Here is a 19,915-nt window from a genome sequence, read left to right on the forward strand (position 1 = left end):
TCCGCAGACTCGTGATGCACCTACCGGGCCTCCTGACTCGCTCGCCGATGTTGCCTCGCCATCCCTAGGAGGGCGCGGAGGAGGAGATCGGGTTACAGCGAGTTTCAAGATTTCTTCTGGGCCCCTGCCGGCCCTCCCCGCGCTGCCGCGCCGCGTGGTGTGGCAGCGTGGGAATCCGGTCCCGACGCCGTTTGCCGCTGTAACCCGATTCGGTCGCTCCAGGGCTCCTGTTGGCAACATCAGCCACTTCAGTATCTGGAGCATCCCGTGAGCGTTCTGCACGCCGTCATGCTGCTCGCCGCCGTCCTCGCGGCGACCGTCTGCGCGCTGCTTGTGTTCATCCTCAAGCAGCGCACCGGCGCCCATGGTGCGAACGCGCTGCTGTACGGCGGCAGCGCGGCCGTCAGCGTGTTGGCGCTGTACTTCACCGCGTTGGGCGCCTACCGGTGAGTACGGACTTCCACTCGAGCGCGCGATGCCGCATCGGCCGAGGGTCCTGCCCGGCGGCGGGTGAACGCACGCTGGCGGCCGTCGCCATCCGCGGGCCGCCAGGGATGCGCCAAGGGCCGTAAGCGTCAGGCTGTTGCGCTGCTCTCCCCTACGGATCGGCTGCGCTCGAGCCGGGCCGCGGCGGCCGGGGCTGGCATCATGGCCGCATGGATCCGGAGGCGATGCTGGCGCTCGCGGTTGAGGAGGCGCGGGTGGGGCTGGCGGGTGGGGGGATTCCGATCGGGGCTGTGCTGATCGGGCCGGAGGGGGATGTCTGGGGGCGGGGGCACAATCGGCGTGTGCAGGACGGGGATCCGTCGGCGCATGCGGAGACGGCGGCGTTTCGGGATGCCGGGCGCAGGCGTTCGTATGCGGGCAGCACGATGGTGACGACGCTGTCGCCGTGCTGGTTCTGCAGCGGCTTGGTCCGTCAGTTCGGGATCGGCTCGGTGGTCGTCGGGGAAGCGCGCACCTTCGTCGGCGGGCACGAGTGGTTGGCCGAGAACGGGGTCGCCGTGACGCTCCTCGACGATCAGGCGTGTGTGGCGATGATGGCCGCGTTCATTGCGGACCGGCCCGAGCTGTGGCTTGAGGACATCGGGGAGTAGTCCCCGCAGGCTGCTGGTGTCGCCCGGTCACGTCGGGATCCACGACGGCCACCACGGGGGGATGTTGCCCGGGCAGATGGGGTCGGGGTAGGTCCCGGGGGTGCCCTGCCAGGCGAAGAGTTCCACGCCGAGGACCAGAACTGCGGCCGTGCCGGCGGCGAGGGCGAGCAGCTGCCGTCCTCGGGTCTCGCCGGAGAGTGCGGCGTGGACGATCACGAACATCGTGGTGTTGACGGCCCAGAGGCAGGGCAGCCCGAACAGCAACTCGAGTGAATTGGCGGCGTCGTTGATGCCGACGTCGCAGGTCGACCACGCCCTGGCGAGCAGGTAACTCAGCGCGAACGCTCCGACGCCGCCGACCAGGATTCCTGGTTCGACGGCACCCCTGAGCCTGCGCGCGATTGACACAGCTGCCCCCACCTCGTCGGCCACCGGCTCCCGCTAAGCCGCTGACGGTGGGAGCCACGGAACTGGGATGCCCGTTGGCGGACAACCGGTTCCAGGCCGTCGAGTTGGAGTCCTGCCGGGAGACTCGGGCAGCGGCGCGGGAGCGGGCAGCCCCCGCGCGGATGGCGGACGTGCCCCGGACCCGGTCCCGGTCCCGGTCCTCGCCCTCGACGGTGGCGCCGGCCCGGAGAGCCTCCGCGCCCCGGCCCGCGTGGTTGCGGCCGTGGCCGCCGACGGGCGGTCCGTCAGGCTCGCCGATCAGACGTACGAAGTTGCCGCGGATGTCCTGGGTCCCGCTCTCGTGGAGTTCTTCGCCTGACGGCGCCGGGCGGTCGGCCCGCATGCACCAGCGACGACATCGGCGCCGAGGCCCGAGCCCGGCACAGGACACGATCCCGGGCCGGGCCCCGGCCGGTGAAACACGACTACTTGTCCGCCGTCAGCGTGCCCGCCTGCCCCCAGCTGTCGGTAGGTGTCTCGTTGATCCACACCTGCACGGCCTCGGCGGGGATCCGGTACGCCTCGACCATCGCGTCGGTGAGCTTGCGGACCAGTTCGCGCTTGAGTTCGACGCTGCGCGGGCCCTGCTGAACGGTGATGACAGGCATGGTCTTCTCCTCGTGCCGAGTTCCGACGGCGTCCCGGGAGTTCCGGGTTGCTTCGGGAAGAAGTCCATCGCAGATCGGGGCGCGGACCCAGACGCAGTCCGCGATGACACTCATCACGAATCATGATCAATGTAGCCCGGTTCAGTCGGCCTGGGCGTGGCAGGCGGCGAGGAGCGGGGCGAGGCGGCGGACCTGGGCGTCGGGGCGTACCGCCAGGTACGCCTGCATCGCCGGTGCGGGCTCGGCGAAGGAGCGGAAGACGACGCTTCGGGCCGCCAGTTGGTCGACCTTCGTGGCGTACATCACCGTCCAGCTGGGCCGGCCGGAGCCGACCGCGGCGAGGGTGTCCTGGTCGGTGGTGAACGTCGGGCCGACGACCGGTTCGAAGCCCGCGTCGCGGCACAGGCCGAGGATCAGGTCGACCAGGTGCGGGTTCTTCTCCCGTGGGACGATCCGCAGCGGCAGCCCGGCCAGGTCGGCGACCGCGACCGTCTCGTGGTGGGCGAGCGGGTGCTTGGCGGGCAGTGCGACGACGAGGCGGTCCCGCCAGACGGGCACGAGGTCGAGGCCGGGGACGGCGTCGACACCGCGGATGAACGCCGCGTCCAGCTCGCCGTCGCGGACCTGGCGCATGCGGGTCGCGGGCGGGGAGCTGACCAGTTCGACCGGGGTCTCGGGGCTGTTCTCCGCGAGGGCCGCGAGCAGGCGGTCGAGGCGCGAGCCGAGGCCGACGCTGGTGCCGACGCGGAGCGCCGCGTCCTGGTCCGCGCGGAACCGGGCCATTGCCTCCCGCCCGGCGCGTTCCGCCTCGACGATGGTGCGCGCGTAGGGGACGAAGGCGGCGCCGGACGCCGTCAGCGTGACGCTCCGCGTGCTGCGGTCGAACAGCTCGACCCCCAGCGTGCGTTCCAGCCGCCGGATCTGCTGGCTGACGGTCGGCTGGACGATGTGCAGCCGCTCCGCGGCCCGCCCGAAGTGCAGCTCCTCCGCGACCGCAAGGAAGTAGCGGATCTGGCGCAGTTCCATGTGCTCTGCCTTCGGCCGACTGCTTCATCACGAATGGTGATGAGTCTAGGCCGCGGCCGAGGCGGCGGTCGGCCCGGGGAAGGCATCCGACCGGCCGCGTTACGCCCGTGGATACACTCCGCGCGTCCGACAGAGGCGGAAGCAAAAAGGGACGCGGACGCGGGGATAGTGAGTCGTGACAGCTATTGCCGACCTCTGGGCCCGGGAACAGCTGCCCATCCGCGACGGCCTGTACCTCGCCGACGGACGGGCCTATGACTTCGCCGTGGACGCCGCCGCCCCGTCCGGCGGGCGGGTCGGCGCCCGGTTCGACCTGGGCGTGCAGCTCGAATCGTCGCCCGAGAACGTCACCAACGTTCTGACGACCGCCCGTTCGCCGCTCCCCGACGGCGGGTTCCTGTGTGTCGGCGAAGGCTCTTGGGGCAGTGAAGGCTTCTTCGGAAGACTGGCTGCGGACGGCGGAATCGTCTGGCTCGTGTACCTCGAGTGCGCCAACCCCTTCACGGAGATCGAAGTCGGCTGCAGCCAGGCCGTGTTCCGGTCGACCTCGGGCGTGAGGATCTCGGTGGCGCCGGACGCCGCCCCCTTCGGCGTGGAAGACGCCTAGGTCCTGTCTGGTGTAGATCCACCAGACCCGGCGTACGGCAGATCCCGGCGCATCAGGTCGGCGTACGTTTCGCGGCGCACCACGGCGCGGTGCTCGCCGTCGCGGACGAAGACGACCGGCGGGCGGCGCGCGCCGTTGTAGTTGTTGCTCAGCGCGTAGGTGTACGCGCCGGTGACCGGCACGGCGATCAGGTCGCCGACGCGCGGGTCCGCCAGCGGGACGCCGTAGCTGAGGGTGTCGCCGGACTCGCAGTGCCGGCCCACCAATTGGCACAGCTCGCCCTCACCCGTCGGGCGGCCGACGACGGCGGCCTCGAAGCGCTGCTGGTAGAGGGAGACTTCGAGGTTGTCGCCCATGCCGCCGTCGACGGCGACGAAGGTGTGGCCTTCGCTGCGCTTGACGGAGACGACCCGGTACAGCGAGACGCCGGATTCGGCGACCAGCGAGCGGCCCGGCTCGAGGAGGATGCGGGCGTCGGCGGGCAGCAGGCGTCGGGCGACGTCGGTGACGGCGTCGAGGTATGCCTCCACCGTGGGCGGCCGGTCGGCGTACGTGTAGCGGGAGCCGAGGCCGCCGCCCAGGTCGTAGACCGCGAACTCGCCGAGTTCAGCGACCGCTTCGACGGCCTGCGCGAAGGGTGCGAGGTCCAGGATCTGCGACCCGACGTGCACATGGACGCCGTCCAGCCGCAGCCGGTCGCTGCCGCGCAGCCGCGCGATCGCCTCCCGGGCTTGCGGCAGGGGCAGGCCGAACTTGGAGCCGTTCTGGCCGGTGGACACCGCCGCGTGGGTGTCGGGGCGGATGCCGGGAGTGAGCCGGACCAGCACGCCTTGCTCCGCCGAAGTGCCGGCGAGGATCTTCTCCAGCCGGTCGATGTCGTCGAAGTTGTCGACGACGACCGTCCCGGCGCCCGCGTCGACGGTGAGGCGCAGTTCCTCCTCGGTCTTGGCGTTGCCGTGGACGATGAGGCCGTCCGGGTCCGCGCCCGCGGCGAGGGCGAGGGTCAGCTCGCCGCCGCCGGCCACGTCGATGCCGATGCCCTCCTCCGCGAGCAGCCGGATGACGGCGGTGCAGGGGAATGCCTTGGAGGCGAAGGCAACACGGGAGTTCGGCCAACGGGCGGCCAGGCCGTCGGCGTACCGGCGGGCGCGGGCGCGGACCGACGCCTCGTCGAGGATCAGCGCGGGGGTGCCGTAGGACGCGGCGAGTTCGCCCGCCGGCACGCCGCCGATCACCAGGCCGCCGTTCCCGTCCCGGGTGGTGCCGGGCGGGAACAGCCCCAGCAGTTCCCGGCCCGCCCGCGTCTCCGTCGCTGCCATCGGTGCTCCTCGTGCTTCTGATCCGTCCTGCTCTCCTGCCATGCTCGCGCTCCGGGCACTCCGGATCATCGTTGACATCGTCAATATGGACCTCCCAGACTTGACGGCCGCAACAGTCCGTCGAGTCGGGAGTGCACCATGCGGGAGTCCGGCGCTCGGGGGAACTCGCCCGTCCGTCAGCTCGTGGACAGCATCGGCCCCGCGCTGCTGCGTCTCGTCCAGGAGGGGACCGGCAGCGGCGGGCCGCTCACCGACGTCGCCATCCATGCCCCGGGTGCGCCGGCACGGCTCGGCCCCGGGTGCGTGGTGCTGGGGGTCGGTGTGAGCACGGAAGCCGAGTTGCGCGAGCTGACCGCGGCCATGCGGGAGGCGGGCGCGGAAGTGCTCGCGGTGAAGGCCCCGGTGCCGCCGTCGGACGACGACACGCCCGCGATCATCGAGGTCAACCGGGACGCGTCCTGGATGCACGTCGCGACGACGGTGCGCGAGCAGCTGCTCGCGGACGCGAGGACGCGCGTGCGCTCGGCCGACAGCGGTGCGGAGCTGTTCGCCCTGGCGAACGCCGTCTACGAGGCCGTCGGCGCCCCGGTCACCATCGAGGACCGCTTCTCCGCCCTGGTCGCCTGGTCGCAGGGGCAGGACCGGACCGACTCCGAACGGATCGAGACCATCCTGGGGCGGGCCGTGCACCAGCGGACGCTCGCCGAACAGCGCGAGCGCCAGGAGTTCGAGCGGCTCCACGCCAGCACCGAACCGGTGTACATGGCGGCGACCGGGGCGGATCAGCTGGCGCGGGTTGCCATCGCGGTCCGGGCCGGTTCGGACGTCCTCGGCTACATCTGGGCCGCCGTCACCGGGCCGCTCGACGAGGCGGCCACGGCCCGGCTCCGCGAATTCGCGCCGGTGGTCGCCCTGCAACTGGTGGGTCTGCGCACGGAGACCAGCTACGCCCGCCGCCAGCGCGGCGAGCTGGCCGCCGCGGTACTCGGCGGAGCGGCCGAACCGGTGGAGGCGAGCCGGCTGCAGCTGGGCTCCGGCCCGGTCTGCGTCCTGGCCGCGGCCCCGCGGCTGGCCGAGGGCACGGGTTCCGATGCGCTGGACGCCGCCGGGCTGCGCCGGTTCGCGGACACGCTGGAGTACTTTCTGGCGGCCGTGCACCCGCGTTCAGCCGTGGTGGCGGGCACCGGCGTGGTGTACGTCCTGGCCGCCTGGCCCGCGGAACACGCCACGGCCCTGGAGTCGGCCGTCGCCTTGGCCCGCGACTTCCTCGCGCGGACCCCGCTGGCCGGCGACTACGTGGTCGCCGTCGGCGGCCCGGCCGAATCGATGGGCCGGATCGCCGACGTGCGGGCACAGGCGGACGCCGCGTTGCGGGCGCTGCGGCATCCCGCCGACCGCGGACCGGCCGTGCGCACCGTGGAGGACATGGCACTGGCGGTGCTGCTGCTGCACCTCGCCGATGCCACGGAGGCGCTCGGCCTGCCCGATGCCGGCGGCGCGTTGCATCGGCTGCGCCGAGAAGAGGGCCCGGATGGTCCGCTGGCGGCAACCCTGGCCGCCTATCTCGCCGCCGCGGGAGCCACCGACACCGCGGCGGAAGTCCTGCATATCCACCCCAACACCATGCGCTACCGGCTGCGCCGTATCCGGGAGGTCTCCGGGCTGGACTTCGGCGATGCCGACGCCATGCTGCTCGCGCACCTCCAACTCCGGGTGCGCGAGCTGCGGACGGGCGCTTCTCAGGGCTCCGGCCGGTCCCGGAACGAGCGCGTGTAGCGGCACCCGTCCACGTCGACCCAGAGGACCGAGCCGTCCGGTGCGGGGCCGGCCGTCAGGCGCTCCGGCAGCCGGGGATCGGCTCCGATGCGGAACGTCCCGTCGTCGAGCGGGACGAGTTCCGGTTCATCGCAGGGCGCTTCCACGCCGGTCGCGGCGACCATGTGCAGGCGCCCCGCCCGCTGCACGATGCCGAACGCGGGATACCAGGGGGTGTAGCTCCGGTAGTGGCCCGCGAGCGGGTGCGGTGGGTCGGTCGGCGTTGCGGGGTCGGGGCCCAGTGACTCGGGTCCGTAGAGCCAGCGTCCGTCCCACAAGTGGTGGTAGGCGGACCATCCCGGGTGGTCGCACACCAGCCGCCCGTCCCCCGAGTCGTAGAGCCTGCCGGTCACCCCGTCCGAGGTGAGCGCGAGACGGTCGTCCCCCGCGGACTCGATGCGGATCCGGCGTTCCGCCGTTCCGTGGATCCCGACGTAGCGCCGGGCGTCGGGGATCCGCTCCGGGTCGAACAGCGCCGGGTCCGCCGGGGCTCCCTGGACGACGGCGAGCACGTGGCGCGCGAAGCGGTCGATGATCTGGCACTCGCCGGGCGCGTTGGTCAGCACGGCGACGCCGTGCCCGCCGTCGGTGTCGACGGCGAGGTACGAGCGGTATCCGACCATCCCGCCGGCGTGCGTCAGCCAGGTGTGGCCGTCGACCTCTTCCACGTCCACGCCGCATGCGTAGCCGGAATCGACCGGGTCGGCGGGCAGCGTGAGGAGCTGCCGGAAACGCTCCGGCCCGATGATCCGGGTGCCGTCCAGGACGCCTTGGCCCAACAGCATGCGGGCGAACAGGCCCAGGTCGGAAGCGGTGGCCAGCACGTTCCCGTCGGCGGCCGAATACTCGAAGAAGCCGGCCGGGGCCAGGGGGGCCGACGGCAGCGGCGGGCGGTCGTCGCGCAGGAACCGGTACCCGGTGGCGAGTTCGGCGATGTCCTCGTGCACGATCCGCGCCGCCGAATCGCGCATCCCCAGGGGCCGCAGCAGCCGTTCGGCCATGGCGTCCGCCAGGGACTGCCCCGTCACCTGCTCGACGATCAGCCCCAGCAGGTTGTAGCCCTCGTTGGAGTAGTGGAACAGCTCCCCCGGTTCGGCCCAGGTCCGCGCATGGCGCAGCGCGTAGCCGCGTGCGGCGGCATCGGGCATCGCGTCGGCCCCGGCCACCAGGCCGGAAGTGTGCTGCAGGAGATGCCGGATGGTGATGGCGCGGGATCCGCCGTTCGGGGCGAACCAAGGCAGGTGGTCGGCGACCGCCGCGTCGAGGTCCGCCTTCCCCTCGTCCGCCAGGATGCCGAGCAAGAAGGCGGTGAAGGTCTTGCTGACAGAGCCGATCTCGAAGCGCGTGCGCCGCGAAATCGGCGCCTGGGAATCCGCGTTCGCGAATCCCGCGGTGACGAACGCGGACTCGCCGGCTCGGTCGACGACACTGATGGCGATTCCCGGCACCGGCCACCAGGCCCGCAGCCGTTCCGCAAGCTCCGAGAGCTCGGCTTGCCTGTCCATCAGCCGCCCGCCTTCCGCGCACCGAATCCCGCGAAGCGGTCCGGCCCCAACTCGAACTGGGACGTGTCGATCTCGGCGTCGGGCCGGTCGCCTTTCACGAACCGTCGGCACAACGGGTACAGCAGCACGGCCAGCAGCGCCACCGCGACACTCGTGCCGAACGTCGCGCGTTCGCTGAGTGCCGTGTTCCAAGCGAGGTACACGATCATCGCCGTCGGCAGTGCGACGACCAGGAGCGCGCCGGGCCAGCCGCCCGGGACCCGAACCGGCCGGAGCATCTGCGGAAACCTCCAGCGCAGGACCAGGAAGGCCGCGAATTCCAGCAGGATCGCGGCCAGGGTGAGCAGCACCGTGGCCTGCAGAATCGCGCTGAAGTCCACAGCGGCGAGCACGATGACGACGGCGGTGCTCGTCAGCAGCGCACCCACGGGCGTGTCGAAGCGTTTGCTGTCCCGGGCCATCCAGCGCGGCAGGTACGCGTCCGCGGCGAGCGCCCGCGGGACCCTGGTGCTGGTCAGCAGGATCGCCATGAACAGGCCTACCAGGGAGAGTCCGGATCCCACGGAGATCAGGACCTTCAGCCAGATCCCGCCCAACGCGTCGCCGACCACGACGAAGTCGCCCGGGACCCAGTCGGCGGGCGAATCCCGGTGCAGCCCGCTGCCGACGGCGGCCATGGTGGGCAGCAGGTAGGCGGTGATGATCAGCGGAACGGAGATGAGCAGGGCCCGGGTGTAGGTCCGGTGCGCGTCGGCGATCTCGCCCAGCACGGTGCTCGGGCCGTCGAAGCCGAGGTAGAGCCACACGATCACGCTGAGCGCGCCGGCCACGGACGCGTGGACGCTTTGGTCCGGCACCGTGAAGGGCGAGAGCACGTTGATCCCGTGGGTGGCCGCATGCCAGATGCCGAGGACCGTCAGCACCGCGAACGGGGCGAGGATCGCCAGCATCATCCCGATCGAGTACTCGCTCACCGCTTTGGAGCCGCGGTAGTTCAGGTACGCCATCGGGAGGATGAGCGCGACGGTGACGATCCAGTGGAGATCCACGACGAAACCGCCGTGGAACAGGTCCACGATCACCAGGCCGTTTCCGCGGGCGATGCCGGGAACCCACGTGGCCAGGTAGTCGACCAGCAGGATCGGGTAGAGGGCGAGGTTGAGCACCGACCCGATCGAATTCCAGGCGCCGAACACGAATGCCGCGCCTTTGCCGAGCGCGATCTTCGTCCAGTAGTAGTAGCCGCCGTCGACCGGTATCGCGGCACTCAACTCCGCTGCCACCAGTGCGTTCGGCACGCCGAAGACCACGGGCACCAGGACGATCATCAGCAGGGTCATGCCGGGACCGGCGCCGGAGAGCGAGTTTTCGAGTCCGAAGGGGCCGCCGGACACCGTGAAGAAGAAGATTCCGACCAAGGGCAGCACGCCGAGCGTGCGTCTGCCCGCCCCGGGCGCCGACCGCGTGGTCTCCGACGGGATCAGTTCGCTCATCCTTGGCCCCACTCTCCGTTCGCGCCTGGTCGGCACAACGTACGGGCCGGCACCGGGGCCGTCCTCGTCGCAAACGTCAAAGCCGCGGGCCGTCATTTGACGCGGCCACCAATGCGGGGCTGATGTGCCCGGCTCACGACGAAGCCCCGGGCGACGAGGTCACCCGGGGCTTCGAGAGAACCGGCGTGCCGACCTGGTTTGATCGGTTCACGATTGGCCGCAAGGCGGGGGCGGGGTGGGGGCGTTGGGATTCATCGGGCGGCCGGCGCGCTGGATGGTGCTGGGTGTCGCCGGGCTGGCCGTGCTCGGGCTGGCCTGTTTCGACGCGCTGACCTTCTGGACCAGCTACTCGCAACCTCTCGGGACGTACACCGGGCAAGAGGGCGATCGGGCGGCCGCTGTCCACATGCTGTGGATTGTGGTCCCCGGGCTGTGCGTCGTCGCCGCGGGCGGCTACGCGGAGATGAGGAAGGCCTCCGGCGCAGCCTGACCGCGCTCAGCCGACGGTGGGCCGCAGTATCAGTGTGATGAAGCCGAAGGCCTCCCGGTACGTGTGCAGCCATTCGGTCCGGTGCGCCGTGGCCGCCGCGAGGGCGTCGGGGCCGGACGGGTCGTCGGGGTGGTCGAGGGCCCAGGAGGCCAGCGACCCGGTCCAGGACCACTCGTAGTCGTCGAGTTCGTGGCGGGTGCTGACGTGGCCGTAGATCGGCGTCCACCCGTCGTTGACCACGCGGTCGATGGTGGTCGGCAGATCGGTGAGGGCACCGAGCATGTCCACGGCTTCCGGGGTGGGGTCGGCGGCCCAGAAGCCGTCGCCGATCAGGACGCGGCCGTGCGGGGCGAGGTGTTTGCGCGCGGCCGCGAGGGTCTCGAGGAGGCCGCCGAAGGCGTGCGCGGCGCCGACGCTGAGCACCAGGTCGAACGGTTCGGCCGTGGTGAATTCCGCGGCGTCCGCGTGGTGGAGGACGAGCCGGTCCTCGACTCCGCGGCCGCGGGCGGCCGTTCGGGCCCGTTCCAGGGACGGCTCGGATACGTCGACGCCTTCGGCCCGCACGTCCGGATACGCGTCGAGCACGCGCACCAGCCACTCCCCTCCGCCGCACCCGAGATCCAGCACGCGCGCGTCCTCGCGGGTGATGCCGCTCTCCAGCAGCCGGTGCACCGCAGCGTCGTCGAGCGGCGCCGCGATGGGGTGGTGGGCATGGGCCAGGCGGGAGATGTCGTCGCGATCCATCAGGGGAGCCTGGCATTTCGCGGACGCGATGTCACCACATCGGAGTTCCGAAAGCCGAGGTCACCGCCCTGCGGCACACGAGCCGGACGAACGCGCCCGGCGCACGCGCGACCGCCTACACCCCCGCACCAAGCTCCCGCACGATCGCTTCCCCGGCGGCCCGGTGCTCCGCCGCGGCCGCCGGATCGCTCGCGGCCAGCACCGCGGCGATCCCTTCGTGGGCCAGCGCCTCCTTCTGGCGGAAACCGACCTTCGGCGCCAATTCGAGGGCTTCCCGGTGCAGTTCCAACGCCAACTGAGGAAGCCCGGCCTCCCGGCAGGTCTCCGCGTAGCTGTCCAGAAAGTGGATCTTCCAGTGCTCCTCGAACAGTTCGTCGAGAAGCGCGAAGGCCTGCCGGTGGCTGGCCAGGGCCTCGTCGTAGCGGCCCATGCGGCGCAGGGCGACGCCGAGGCAGTTGAGGCACCAGGCCTCGTTGTGCTTGTGCCCGTCGGAGCGGGCGAGTTCGAGGGCCTGGTGGAGGTGTTCGGCGGCCTCGTCAGGGTGGTCGTGGGCGATGGCCACGCCGAGGGTGATCCGGGCGGTCAGGGCGGGCGGCCAAGCCGGGTCGGCCTGCGGGACGGCGAGGGTTTCGCGGGCCAGCCGGGCGGCTTCGTCGCGGTGGCCGAGTTGGAGGGTGGCCCACGCCTCGGCGGCGGTCGCGTGTGCTGCGCCTGCCGGGCAGTCGGCGGCGGCGTAGCGGCGTCCGGCCTCGCGGAACAGTTCCAGCGGCGCGTCCACCTGGCCCTCGTCCCACGTCAAGTAGGCACGGCGCAGGGTGAGTTCCGCCAGCATCCAGGGGTCGTCGCCGAGCAGCTCCGCGGCGGCCCGGTACTCGGCGTGGGCCTCCGCCATCCGGCCCGCGTTGTAGCGGGCGAAGCCCAGGTCGCTGTGGATTTCGGCGCGGCGGCGCGGATCACCGAGGCGTTCGGCGGCGGCGAGGGAGCGCTCGAAGAGGAAGTTCAGGTGCGTGGTGCCGCAGCGGCGGGCGAAGAAGGCCCGCATGAAGCGCGGGAGTTCGCAGGCGTGCGCGTCGGCGCCGGTGGCGAGGGCGATCTCGAAGGCGGCGATGAGGTTCTCGTACTCGGCGGCGTACCAGGCGAAGGCCGCGTTCTTGTCGGCGAACGGCGGGAGCTCCGCCGGGGCATTGCCCGCGGCAGGGGCTTCGCCGCGGCTGAGGAACGGCATGGCGGCGTCGGCGGCCGCGGCCGCGTGCACGTAGTAGTCGAGCAGGCGCCCGATGGCCCGCTGCTGCTCGGCAGGCGTGTCCTGGTGGGCGGAGGCGCGGCGGGCGTGCTGGTGGACGAGGTCGTGCATGCGGTACCGGCCGGCGGACGGCTGCTGCACGAGGTGGGCGTCGAGGAGGTCTTCGAGGATGGCGCGGGCGGTGCGCGGCGGGACGTCCGCCAGCGCCGCCGCCAGGTATTCGTCGAACGACGTGCCGGGCAGCAGTCCGAGCAGGCGGAAGAAGCGGCTTTGGGTGCGGTCGAGTTGGCGCACCGACATGGCGAACGCGGTGTCGAACTCGTCGGCGCCTTCGGCCATGCGTTCGACGAGGATGCCGACCGTCCAGCCCGGCCGGTGCCGCAGCCGGGCCGCGGCCAGCCGCAGGGCCAGCGGCAGGTGCCCGCACAGCCGCAGCACCTCGGCGGCCGCCTCGGGTTCGCGGTCCAGGCGGCCGCCGGCGCCGGGCTCGCCACTGGCGCGGGCCAGGAGCTCGGCACTCTCCTCCGGGGTCAGCACGTCGAGGGAGACCGGGGGCACTTCGTCGAGGCCTACGAGCCGGTTGCGGCTGGTGACGAGGACGACGGACGGGCCCGCCCCGGGCAGCAGCGGCCGGACGTGCTCGGCGTCGGCGGCGTTGTCGAGCACCACGACGGCCCGGCGCCGGGCCAGCTCCGCGCGCCAGCACGCGGCGAGCTGCTCGACGCCTTCCCGGGGCACCTTCTCGGACGGCACGTCGAGCGCGGTGAGCAGCGACCGCAGCGCCGAGTCGGCGTCCAGCGGGTCGCGGCCTTCGGTGAACCCGTGCAGGTCGGCGTACAGCTGGGCGTCGGGGTAGTCGGCGGCGAGCCGGTGCGCGGCGTGGACGGCGAGGCAGGTCTTGCCGACGCCCGCCATACCGTCGAGGGCTACCACGCGGTGCGCGTCGACGGCGGCCAGCACGGCGGCGAGCTGGTCGGCGCGTCCGGTGAAGTCGGGGGCGTCGCGCGGCAGGTCGTTGCGCGGCGGGAAGTGCATCTGACGGCTGGACTTCGGGGGTGCGGGCAGCGGGTTCGCGGCGCGCTCCCACAGCGGGCGCAGCGGGCGCGGGTCGCGGCGGGTGTGCTTGCAGAGCGCGACGACGGCAGGCCACGGGGCCACGGTCTGGCCGCCCAGGTAGCGGGACAGCGACGACGAACTGAGGCCGGTCTCCCGGGCGAGGGCGCGGACGCCGAGGCCCGAGCGCTCCTGCAGCAGCCGCAGCCGCGCGGCCAGCTCGTCGGCCGCGTCGGTCGTCTCCGTGTGCTGCTGTCCCGCCACCGTTCCGGCCTTCCTGTCCCGCCCCGCGGTCTCCGATTCGGACCGGATCGTCGCTGGTCAGCGGTGTTCCGGGTGTCCCAGGCTGTCCCATCGCCGTCGTCCTGGCAATCCCCACGGGCTGTGATGGAGCCATGCCCGGGACGGCAAGCCGCCGGCCCCGGAGAACGCGAGAGCCGCACCGACGAGGAGCACCCCTGATGCAGTCCCGTATGAAGAACCCGGCCATGGTCCTCTCCGGCGCGATGCAGCCGATCCAGGACATCTTCAAGGCCGTGCACAGCGGCGGCGTGGACGGCGAGACGCTGGAGCTGGTGCATTTGCGGGTCAGCCAGATCAACGGCTGCAGCGCGTGCGTCGACGCCGGGGCCAAGGCCGCGCGGAAGGCCGGGGTGAGCGACGAGCGGCTGGCGACGGTCGCGGCTTGGCGGGAGACGTCGTACTTCAGCCCGGCGGAGCGGGCCGCGCTGGAACTGGCGGAGTCCGCGACGCGGCTGGCGGACCGGCCGGACGCGGTGAACGACGCGGTCTGGGACGCCGCCGCGACGCACTTCGACGAGAAGCAGCTGGCCGCGATCGTGCTGATGATCGGCGTCACGAACATGTTCAACCGGCTCAACGCGACCACCCGGCAGATCGCCGGCGCCTGGGGCTGACGGACAGCAGCCCGCCCGAAACCGAGGCGGCGTTCGCCCGTCCCGGCTGATCCACTCCGCAGAATCGAAGCAGCAACCCGTAAGGAGACCCCCATGGCCGAGGCCCGCAAGACCACCAAGCGCACCGCCGAGACGACCGAGAACTTCACCGCCGACGAACGCGCGGCGATGAAGGAGCGCGCCAAGGAGGCGAGGGCGGCCGCCCGCCGCGGTACGGCCGCCGAGAAGGCCGCGGCCGCCGAGGCCGACGTCCTCGCCAAGATCGCCGAGATGCCCGAGTCTGACCGCGTGCTGGCCGAGCGCATCCACGCGATCGTCAAGGCCAACGCCCCGGAGCTGGCGCCGAAGACCTGGTACGGGATGCCCGCGTACGCGAGGGACGGCAAGATCGTGTGCTTCTTCCAGAGCGCCGACAAGTTCAAGGCCCGCTACGCCACGCTCGGCTTCAACGACCCGGCCAACCTCGACGACGGCTCGATGTGGCCGACCGCTTTCGCCCTGACCACGCTCACCGCCGCCGACGAAGCACGCATCGCCGCCCTGGTGAAGCAGGCGGCGAGCTGAAGGCGCGCGGCGCGCCGGCAAACCCCGCACCCGCCGGCCACGCGAAAACGCGACCGGGCCGCGGTGACCGAATGGTCTCCGCGGCCCGGTCGCGTCCGGGGCGTTCCCCGGTCAGCCGACCGAGCGCGCCACCTGCGGGGCGTGGGTGTCGTGGTGCGTGTCCGGCGCCGCGTGGAGGCCGCGCGGCATCTTCGACGGCCACCAGTTGCGGTGGCCCAGGAGGACCATCAGCGACGGCAGGACGACGATGCGGACCACGATCGCGTCGATGAGGACCGCGGCGGCGAGGCCGACGCCCATCTGCTTCATGTCCATCATGCTCAGCGTCGCGAAGACCGCGAAGACCGAGACCATGACGATCGCGGCGCTGGTGATGACGCCCGCGGAGCCGGTGATGCCGCGTTCCACGGCCTGCCGGGTGGACATGCCCGAGAGGGCGGCTTCGCGGATCCGGCTGACGACGAAGACGTGGTAGTCCATCGACAGGCCGAACAGCACCACGAAGAGGAACAGCGGGAGCCAGGCGATCACCGAGCCGTTGGACGTGAAGTCGAGGATCCCTTCCGCCCAGGTGTGCTGGAAGACCAGGACGAGCAGGCCGAACGACGCCAGCGCGGACAGCAGGTTGATCGCGATCGCGGTCAGGGCGATGACGACCGAGCGGAACGTGAAGGCCATCATCACGAAGGTGAGCAGCAGCACGAATGCGATGACGAGCGGCAGCTTGTCCTTCACGTGCGCCGCGTAGTCGAGGTTGCTTGCCGTCTCGCCGCTGACCGCGAACTCGGCGCCGGCGACCTTGCCGACGGTGTTCGGGAGGATGTCGCCACGAAGTGCCGCCAGGGCGTCCTTGGCCTGGCCGGACGTCGAGCCGAACGGCGCGGTGACCTCCACCTTGAACGCGCGGCCGTCGGTGGACGTCTTGACCTGGGCGGCCTCGTGTACGAACAGCGGGTTGGCGGCGACCTGGCCGAGCGCCCGGTCGAGGGCGGCGCGGGTCTCGGCGGACTTGCCGGGGGCGGCGAGCACGACGATGTTGTCGCCCGCGTGCTTGTCGGGGAACGCGGTGGTCATCCGGTCGTAGGTCTGCATCACGGACATCTCGCGCGGGAAGTCGTCGATCCCGGTGTTCTGCAGCTTCATGCCGAACGCGGGCAGGGCCAGCGCGCCGAGCAGGACCACCGCGGTGCCGAGGGTGGCCTTCGGGTGGTTCAGGGCCGGCCGCAGCATGGCCTTCCACACGCGCGGCTCACGGTCCTGACGGGCGGTCAGGCGCCACAGGACGGGGACGCGCGGGCGGTCGAGCTTGTTGCCGAGCTTGGCGAGCAGCGCGGGCAGGACGGTCAGCGAGCCGACCATGGCGACCAGGACCACGATGATGCCCGCGGTGGCGAGGCCGGAGAAGATCGCGTCGTTGGCGACGTACATGCCGGCCATGGACACGGCGACCGCGAACCCGGAGACGACGACGGCGTGGCCGGAGGTGCGGGCGGCGATCTCGATGGCGTCGATGCGGCCGTGGCCCTTGGCGCGTTCCTCACGCTCGCGGCGGACGTAGAACAGCGAGTAGTCGACGCCGACCGCCATGCCGATCATCATCACGACGTTCTGCGCGGATCCCGGGTCGGGGAAGACCGCGGACGCCAGCCCGTAGAGGCCGAACGAGGCGGCGACCGCGGTGAGCGCGAGCACGATCGGCACCGAGGCGGCGATGAGCGCGCCGAACGCGATCATGAGGATGACCAGGGTGACCGGGAGGCTGAACATCTCGGCCTTGCCGAGGTCGCTGCCGATCTGCTCCTCGATGCCCTTCGCACCAGAGCCGTCGCCCATGAGTTCGACGCGGAGCTGCGGGTTGTCCTTGGCGACGTCCTTGCCCGCGGACAGCAGCGGGTCGACGTGGTCCTTCGCCTTCTCCGGGTCGCCCTTGTATTCGACGGGGACGAGGAACGCCGTGCCGTCGGCCGACGCGATCGCGGTTCCGACGTTCGCCACCTCGGGGAGCGCCTTGAACTTCGCGGTGACCTGGTCGGCGGCGCGCTGCGCGGCCGCCTTGTCCAGCGTTCCGCCGCCCTGGGCGGTGATGAGGACGTTCTCCGACGCCGGGTTCACCAGGTCGAACTGGCGGGAGATCTCGTCGGCGCGGCCGGACTCGCCGACGCCCATGTCCGACGCGGTGGCCTTGTGCGTTCCGGCCATGGTGCCGGCCGTGAGGCAGATGACCACCAAGGCGACCCACATGCCGATGGCCTTCCACGGATTCGTGGCGCTCCATCGGGCCATCCGTACGGTCGCGGTGTTCCGCCCGGTCCTGCTCGGCTGCATGGCAACCCCGTCCCCTCGACTCGGAGTTCGTGTTTCCGTCACGACACCGAGTCTTCTGGCGCGGGGGCCGGCGGACATTGCCTCCAGACACCGACGTGGGGTGGGTGTAGCCCCACCCCTTGCGATGGCTGAACCCACCGGGCCCGCCCCCGTGCGGGCCCGGGGGCGGGCCCTATTGCGGTGCGCCGCCGGTGTCGTTCTCCTCGGCCTGCCGGGCGGCGGCCTCGACGCGGTCGCGGTACGCGGCCCACCAGTCCGGGTCGCTCGTCGCCAGCGCGTCCTTGCCGGGCAGCCAGCCCGCCGAGCCGTCCTGGAGCTCGCGCAGGATGTCGGCGTGCCCGGCGTGCCGCTGGGTGTCGGCGAGGACCCGGACGACGATGTGGTGCAGCGTCACTTCGGCGTTCTCGGGGTTCCACCACGGGACGCGGCCGACGGTGTCCAGCGGGAGTTCGCCGATCGTCGCGTTCGAGTGCGCCCACGCGCGCCGGTACAGGGCTTCGATGTCGGCGCGGGATTCGTCGGCGGCCGCCCACATGTCCGCGTTGAGTTCGGCGTCCGGCGCCATCCAGTGCGGCACGGAGTCTTCGAAGGGGCGGCCGAAGGTGTCGCCGAAGTAGCCGATCTCCACCGCGGAGACGTGCTTGACCAGGCCGAGGAGGTTGGTTCCGGTCGGCGTGCGGGGGCGGCGGATCTCGTATTCGGAGAGGCCGTCGAGCTTCCAGAGCAGCGCGTCGCGCGCTTCCTGCAGATACCTGAGAAGGTCGGCTTTCGCCGCGGCTTCGCTCATGGTCGGCAGTCTCGCACCGCGGGCGGACGCGCCGGCCCGGCCGCGCCGGACGCCGCGCGCAGGTCGAGGCAAGCTGTGGACGCAACCCTTGAAACCCCATCGGATGCGTCCTACATTGCGGCCGTCCGACGCCGCCTCCGAACGGGAGACCCCGATGCGCGCCCTCGTCCTCCGGTCCGGCGGCCTCGTCGTCGACGACATCGCCGTGCCGGAGCCGGATGCCGGCCAGGTCCTCGTGGCGCCGCGCGCCGCCGGGATCTGCGGCTCGGACCTGCACCTGCTCGACCTCGCCGGCAAGGCGGAAACCCCGGGCCCCGACATGGTGTTCGGGCACGAGTTCTGCGCCGAGATCGTGGACCACGGGCCGGGCACCGACCGCACGTTGGCCGCAGGAACGCTGGTCTGCAGCCTCCCGCTCGCCTACTCGGCCTCGCGGGGCGTCGCCATGCTCGGCACGACGCCGCTGCGGAACGGTGCGTTCGCCGAGCGCATGGTGCTCAACGAAAGCCTGCTGCTGCCGGTGCCGAACGGCCTGCCCGCCGAACTCGCCGCGCTCACCGAGCCGATGGCGGTCGGCTGGCACGCGGTCGCGATGGCCCGCCTGGACGACGGCGCGGTGCCGCTGGTCGTCGGCTGCGGCCCGGTCGGCCTCGCGGTCATCGCGGCGCTCAAGGTCCGCGGCATCGGGCCGGTCGTCGCCGCGGACTTCTCCCCCGCCCGCCGCCGGCTCGCCGAGGCCATGGGCGCGGACGTGGTGATCGACCCCGCGGTCGAGTCGCCGTACGAGCGCTGGACCGACGCGCTGGTGCCGGAAGGCGGCGCCGTGCAGCCCGAGGTCGTCGTGCCGCTGCTCGGCTGGCTGCCCTCGTCGCGGCCCGCCGTGGTGTTCGAGTGCGTCGGCGTGCCGGGCCTGATCCAGCAGGTCATGGCGGGTGCGCCGCGCGGCGCGCAGGTGGTCGTCGTCGGCGCCTGCATGGAGCCGGACAACTTCCTGCCCATCGTCGGGCTCACCAAGGAGTTGCAGGTCCAGTTCGCGGTCGCCTACACCGCCGACGAGTTCGCGGAGACGCTGCACCACCTCGCGGAAGGCCGCATCGACGGGACGCCGCTGGTCACCGGCCGGGTCGGGCTGGACGGCGGTGCCCAGGCGTTCGAGGACCTGCGCAACCCGGAGGCGCACGCGAAGATCCTCGTCGAGCCCTGGCGCTGACCGGTCAGTCGACCGGGTCGGCGACCGAGATCCGTCGGCGCGGGTGGCCGTCGCCCTCCAGTTCGTCGAGGACCGCGACCGCGAAGTCCTCGGCGCTGATCCTTGTGTGGTGGCCGACGCCGGGCAGCAGGTCGTCGCCGCCGATCCGGTACTTCCCGGTGCGCTCCCCGGGGGCGATCTCGGGTGCGGGCGAGACGAGCGTCCAGTCGAGGTCGTCGACGGTGCGGTAGAGCGCGAGCACGGCGCGGTGCGCGAGCGCCTCGGGCCGGTACGCGGCGGGGAACCCCGGCTGGTCGACCAGTTCCTCACCGGAAGCGGGGTCCCGCAGGCTGCCCGCCCCGCTCGTCACCACAAGCCGGCGGACGCCGGACTCGCGCACGCCCGCGATGAGCGCCTCGTTGAGGGCGACGTAGGGCGCGACCGGGTCGCTCCCGTCCCGCGGCGGCACGAGCGCCGACGCCACCGCGTCGTGGCCCGCGACCAGCTCCGCCATGCGCTCGGTGTCCGACACATCGGCGGCGACCGCGGCGGATCCCGGGCCGGCCGGTCCGCCGCCCCGGCGGCTCAGCGCGGTCACCTGATGGCCGCGGGCGAGGGCCTCGACGGCGATGCGGCTGCCGATCATGCCGGTGGCGCCGAGCACGATGATCTTCATGGGGGGCTCC

The 19,915-nt window shown here is 72.1% G+C and carries 19 protein-coding genes; 8 read left to right on the forward strand and 11 right to left on the reverse strand.

The genetic code is table 11. The annotated features are described in order from the left end of the window. The first annotated feature begins 267 nt into the window (after positions 1-267). Together ACPA54_RS13450 and ACPA54_RS13455 are read left to right on the forward strand one after the other, a co-directional pair. On the forward strand, positions 268-450 hold the full coding sequence (locus tag ACPA54_RS13450) for a hypothetical protein (protein WP_423529289.1): 183 nt from the start codon (positions 268-270) through the stop codon (positions 448-450). 206 nt (positions 451-656) lie between these two features. Further along, on the forward strand, positions 657-1,097 hold the full coding sequence (locus ACPA54_RS13455) for a nucleoside deaminase (RefSeq protein ID WP_423529291.1): 441 nt from the start codon (positions 657-659) through the stop codon (positions 1,095-1,097). Between the two features lie 27 nt (positions 1,098-1,124). Here ACPA54_RS13455 and ACPA54_RS13460 read toward each other — a convergent pair whose 3' ends face one another. From ACPA54_RS13460 to ACPA54_RS13470, 3 genes are all read right to left on the reverse strand, one after another. Further along, a complete protein-coding gene (locus ACPA54_RS13460; protein WP_423529293.1) occupies positions 1,125-1,505 on the reverse strand; it encodes a hypothetical protein in 381 nt (126 codons plus the stop codon). A gap of 464 nt (positions 1,506-1,969) precedes the next feature. Next, positions 1,970-2,152 (reverse strand): 4-oxalocrotonate tautomerase DmpI, encoded by a 183-nt coding sequence (gene dmpI / locus ACPA54_RS13465; RefSeq protein ID WP_423529295.1) that lies wholly within the window; start codon positions 2,150-2,152, stop codon positions 1,970-1,972. A 141-nt stretch (positions 2,153-2,293) separates the two neighbouring features. Then, positions 2,294-3,178: a LysR family transcriptional regulator gene (locus tag ACPA54_RS13470; protein WP_423529297.1), complete on the reverse strand. Its 885-nt coding sequence runs from the start codon at positions 3,176-3,178 to the stop codon at positions 2,294-2,296. Positions 3,179-3,353: 175 nt separating this feature from the next. Here ACPA54_RS13470 and ACPA54_RS13475 point away from each other — a divergent pair, with 175 nt between their 5' ends. Next, on the forward strand, positions 3,354-3,785 hold the full coding sequence (locus ACPA54_RS13475; RefSeq protein WP_423529299.1) for a hypothetical protein: 432 nt from the start codon (positions 3,354-3,356) through the stop codon (positions 3,783-3,785). On the opposite strand, the gene lysA is transcribed toward ACPA54_RS13475, so the two are convergent. Beyond that, positions 3,782-5,104, reverse strand: coding sequence for a diaminopimelate decarboxylase (gene lysA, locus ACPA54_RS13480; protein WP_423529301.1), 1,323 nt, complete (start codon positions 5,102-5,104; stop codon positions 3,782-3,784). The genes ACPA54_RS13475 and lysA overlap by 4 nt on opposite strands. A 183-nt stretch (positions 5,105-5,287) precedes the next feature. Between lysA and ACPA54_RS13485 the strand changes: the two genes are divergently transcribed. Continuing rightward, positions 5,288-6,880, forward strand: coding sequence for a helix-turn-helix domain-containing protein (locus ACPA54_RS13485; RefSeq protein WP_423529303.1), 1,593 nt, complete (start codon positions 5,288-5,290; stop codon positions 6,878-6,880). Here ACPA54_RS13485 and ACPA54_RS13490 read toward each other — a convergent pair. Both ACPA54_RS13490 and ACPA54_RS13495 read right to left on the reverse strand, forming a co-directional pair. Continuing rightward, the gene (locus ACPA54_RS13490) at positions 6,844-8,424 is read right to left on the reverse strand and encodes a serine hydrolase domain-containing protein (protein WP_423529305.1); all 1,581 of its coding nucleotides are present in this window, start codon (positions 8,422-8,424) and stop codon (positions 6,844-6,846) included. The two genes, ACPA54_RS13485 and ACPA54_RS13490, sit on opposite strands and share 37 nt — an antisense overlap. Further along, on the reverse strand, positions 8,424-9,917 hold the full coding sequence (locus ACPA54_RS13495) for an APC family permease (protein ID WP_423529307.1): 1,494 nt from the start codon (positions 9,915-9,917) through the stop codon (positions 8,424-8,426). Before ACPA54_RS13495 ends, ACPA54_RS13490 begins: the two co-directional genes overlap by 1 nt. 235 nt (positions 9,918-10,152) lie before the next feature. On the opposite strand from ACPA54_RS13495, the gene ACPA54_RS13500 reads away from it, so the two are divergent. Beyond that, the gene (locus tag ACPA54_RS13500) at positions 10,153-10,407 is read left to right on the forward strand and encodes a hypothetical protein (RefSeq protein WP_423529309.1); all 255 of its coding nucleotides are present in this window, start codon (positions 10,153-10,155) and stop codon (positions 10,405-10,407) included. 6 nt (positions 10,408-10,413) lie between these two features. Here the strand turns inward: ACPA54_RS13500 and ACPA54_RS13505 are convergent, their stop codons facing one another. Both ACPA54_RS13505 and ACPA54_RS13510 read right to left on the reverse strand, forming a co-directional pair. Next, on the reverse strand, positions 10,414-11,151 hold the full coding sequence (locus tag ACPA54_RS13505; RefSeq protein ID WP_423529311.1) for an SAM-dependent methyltransferase: 738 nt from the start codon (positions 11,149-11,151) through the stop codon (positions 10,414-10,416). Between the two features lie 115 nt (positions 11,152-11,266). Next, positions 11,267-13,711: an ATP-binding protein gene (locus tag ACPA54_RS13510; RefSeq protein ID WP_423529312.1), complete on the reverse strand. Its 2,445-nt coding sequence runs from the start codon at positions 13,709-13,711 to the stop codon at positions 11,267-11,269. A 197-nt stretch (positions 13,712-13,908) separates the two neighbouring features. Between ACPA54_RS13510 and ACPA54_RS13515 the strand changes: the two genes are divergently transcribed. Both ACPA54_RS13515 and ACPA54_RS13520 read left to right on the forward strand, forming a co-directional pair. Continuing rightward, a complete protein-coding gene (locus ACPA54_RS13515) occupies positions 13,909-14,364 on the forward strand; it encodes a carboxymuconolactone decarboxylase family protein (protein WP_423529314.1) in 456 nt (151 codons plus the stop codon). 93 nt (positions 14,365-14,457) lie between these two features. Then, a complete protein-coding gene (locus ACPA54_RS13520; RefSeq protein ID WP_345674113.1) occupies positions 14,458-14,928 on the forward strand; it encodes an iron chaperone in 471 nt (156 codons plus the stop codon). Between the two features lie 111 nt (positions 14,929-15,039). Here the strand turns inward: ACPA54_RS13520 and ACPA54_RS13525 are convergent, their stop codons facing one another. Together ACPA54_RS13525 and ACPA54_RS13530 are read right to left on the reverse strand one after the other, a co-directional pair. After that, positions 15,040-17,211 carry an MMPL family transporter gene (locus ACPA54_RS13525; protein ID WP_423529316.1) on the reverse strand — a complete coding sequence of 724 codons (2,172 nt, stop codon included), beginning with the start codon at positions 17,209-17,211 and terminating at the stop codon, positions 15,040-15,042. A 214-nt stretch (positions 17,212-17,425) separates the two neighbouring features. Then, a complete protein-coding gene (locus ACPA54_RS13530) occupies positions 17,426-18,040 on the reverse strand; it encodes a DinB family protein (RefSeq protein WP_423529317.1) in 615 nt (204 codons plus the stop codon). A 154-nt stretch (positions 18,041-18,194) separates the two neighbouring features. Here ACPA54_RS13530 and ACPA54_RS13535 point away from each other — a divergent pair, with 154 nt between their 5' ends. Continuing rightward, positions 18,195-19,250, forward strand: a complete 1,056-nt coding sequence (locus ACPA54_RS13535; protein ID WP_423529319.1) for a zinc-binding dehydrogenase — start codon at positions 18,195-18,197, stop codon at positions 19,248-19,250. 4 nt (positions 19,251-19,254) lie between these two features. On the opposite strand, the gene ACPA54_RS13540 is transcribed toward ACPA54_RS13535, so the two are convergent. Continuing rightward, positions 19,255-19,905, reverse strand: a complete 651-nt coding sequence (locus ACPA54_RS13540) for an NAD(P)-dependent oxidoreductase (protein WP_423529321.1) — start codon at positions 19,903-19,905, stop codon at positions 19,255-19,257. Between the last annotated feature and the right edge of the window lie 10 nt (positions 19,906-19,915).

It is taken from the genome of Uniformispora flossi, assembly GCF_049534875.1.
GTDB lineage: Bacteria > Actinomycetota > Actinomycetes > Streptomycetales > Streptomycetaceae > Yinghuangia > Yinghuangia aomiensis.